The sequence below is a fragment of the Plesiomonas sp. genome (genome assembly GCF_051650925.1).
Classification (GTDB): domain Bacteria; phylum Pseudomonadota; class Gammaproteobacteria; order Enterobacterales; family CAMTGL01; genus Plesiomonas.
Window position 1 is genome coordinate 1 of sequence record NZ_JBOFRH010000417.1, and the last position, 2,582, is coordinate 2,582.

A 2,582-nucleotide genomic window follows, 5' to 3' on the forward strand; every position below is an offset into this window, starting at 1 on the left:
CTAACGAATCAATCACCGTTTCAGGATGGGCGTTGGCATGCGCTTCCAGCGCCAAGGGGATCTCAGTGCAGCCCAAGATAACAGACTCCGCCCCCTGCTCGCGCAGTGCTTGATAAGCCTCAAACAAGCAACGCTGACCAAGCGCCACATCACCGGCTTTCACGGCAGCAATCCCACGCATCACTTTTTGCTGCATTAATGCATCGGGTAGCACGCACTCAATGCCGAGTGGACGCAATTCCTGTTGGTACAATCCGCCGCGTACCGTAGCGGTGGTGGCCAGCAACCCGACACGACGTAAACCGCGGCGGCGAATAGCGCCCACCACGCAATCAATGATGCTGATCGCCTCGATGCGTGAGTAGTACGTTAATCGCTTAAACCAAAAATGCGCGGTATTACACGGGATCACGAATAACGTGGCGCCGGCCTGCTCCAGCTGCCGCAGCAGTTGTAACAGTGCAGGAAACGGATCTTCTGCGGCATCGAGGATCGCTTGGGTGCGATCGGGGATCTGCGGCACATTCGCCACCACCATTGGGATATGCGCTTGATCCTGTCCTGCCGGCGTGCGTTGAATAATTTTGCGCATAAAGTCGACGGTCGCTAATGGCCCCATGCCACCTAAAATTCCTAACCGGCGTGCACGCTGCTGTTGCATAACACCCCCCTGTAACTTATCGAATTCCATTTTAATCAGTGTGTTATATCTATCTTGTGTGACATAACCGTACTGGCTCTTGGCTTTCACCTTAGTCGTTTCGTCAGTGGGGATGAAATGCTGATTCTGTTGCCGCTATGCAAGAAAAGCATAACGCGATGCGCGATAATGACATGCCGTGAGATGCGCGATACATCCTGAACGCAATGCTGCACAGAATGCGCCGCACTCATTAGTGCCAGCACGCAACAGAACCCGACAATACCGACCCAGGAGCCCGCGCTATGTCTGCCGAACATCTGCCCAACATTGAAACCAAGTGGTTGCATGATTTTCTGGTATTGGCCGAAAAGCGTAATTTTTCCGCTGCCGCAGCACTGCGTAACGTGACGCAACCGGCGTTCAGTCGCCGCATTCGTGCCTTGGAGCAGGCACTGAATACCGAGCTGGTGAACCGCGATACCCACCCGCTGACGCTGACCGCCAGTGGCAAGCAATTTCATGCCACTGCCCGCTCACTGCTCAATCAGATGGAGGAAGAGATCGGGCGCTTAGCCGGTCTATCATTGCTGGGTGGCCAAACGGTGCGCATCGCGGCGGCGCATTCGCTGGCGACACACCTGCTGCCGTATATTCAGCCCAAACTGGCAGCCGAACACCCGAATGTAACGCTCAATGTGGAAGCGGTGGATGCGGATGATGCAGTAGAAACCTTGCGCGAAGGGGCGTGCGATATCCTGCTGGCCTTTGCCGCCGATCATCTGTCCAGCGCACCATATCAATCTCTGTGTTTAGGTCGCAGCCACCTGCATTTGGTTTGTCGCCAGCCTGCGCCGTGGAGCTCGGCCATCAACACCGCGCCTGAGAATGATGACAAGAGCGAGCTGCCGGCATCGCCCATGCCGAAACCAATGCCTTGGTTGGCTTATTCACCGAGCAGCTATATGGCGCGCGCGATTGCGCCGGTACAGCGGCATGTTGAGCTGCAACCGGTCTTTTCTTCCTCGATGTCAGATTTGATTAAACAGTTGGTTTTGCAAGGTGCTGGCGTGGCATGGTTGCCGCAATATGCGCTGCACCAAGAGCAGCGTCAGGGGCAGTTGCAGGTATTACACCCAACTCGCTGTTCGGTACCGCTGTGGCTGTATGCCTACCGTTTTGAAAGCCGTTTACATCCGGCAGGGGAAAAAGTCTGGCAAGGATTAGCGCGCCTGGCACAAGACCCGGAATTTAGTACATTACTGTAAGATATAAAATTATAATTATTTTGTTATTATTATTCGCATAAAAATAATGACGCATTCACATAAAGACATTATGTCTTAATATATAAATAGAGGCTTCACACACTATTTAACTCACGCCGCGAATAGATATTATTTTTAAGTTTAATAAATGAATCAATCGCCATTAATATCACACAAATTAAACTCAACGACATAAATGCACATCTTTGCATAGCGTAAAAATACTATTTTGTGAGCAGTGCCTTTTTTAATCCATGTTGATTGGATCAATGTCACGTTACTCTAGGTTTGCGGATTGACGCTATTTAGTGCTTTATGAGAAAGTCGCGCAGCGCAAAAGCGCAGCAAACAAGCATTTGAATACAAACAAGCACAAGAAATATTAATTATTGAAGTGATTCATCGCTTAGATTCATCGCTAAGCCATGTCTCGTTGCCGTGCTGTTCATCTTATATTAAGTGCCCTCTATAACTTGTTATATATATGACTATTAATGATCGCTCTGTTTATCAAAACAAAATGGTCATCAATAGTCGATAATATATCATTATCGTTACAAGGACATCGTCTCAATGGTAGCACTAATTAGTTTAGTCGTTATTTTAGTGACCGGTTACCTGATCGTAAAAAAATACAACCCGCAAATGGTTTTATTTATCGCAGGTATCGTTTT

The 2,582-nt window shown here is 49.3% G+C and carries 2 protein-coding genes; one reads left to right on the forward strand and one right to left on the reverse strand.

Annotation, left to right across the window (positions count from 1 at the left end):
* Positions 1-661: aspartate/glutamate racemase family protein (locus ACRC27_RS09860; protein ID WP_438639794.1), on the reverse strand; the 661-nt coding region annotated here is incomplete at its 3' end.
* Between the two features lie 284 nt (positions 662-945).
* Here ACRC27_RS09860 and ACRC27_RS09865 point away from each other — a divergent pair.
* A complete protein-coding gene (locus tag ACRC27_RS09865) occupies positions 946-1,908 on the forward strand; it encodes a LysR substrate-binding domain-containing protein (RefSeq protein ID WP_438639795.1) in 963 nt (320 codons plus the stop codon).
* Positions 1,909-2,582 lie beyond the last annotated feature (674 nt).

What these genes read in the sequence shown, in the direction of transcription:
- ACRC27_RS09865 (WP_438639795.1), top strand. Translation starts at nt 946, where the DNA reads ATGTCTGCCGAACATCTGCCCAACATTGAAACCAAGTGGTTGCATGAT.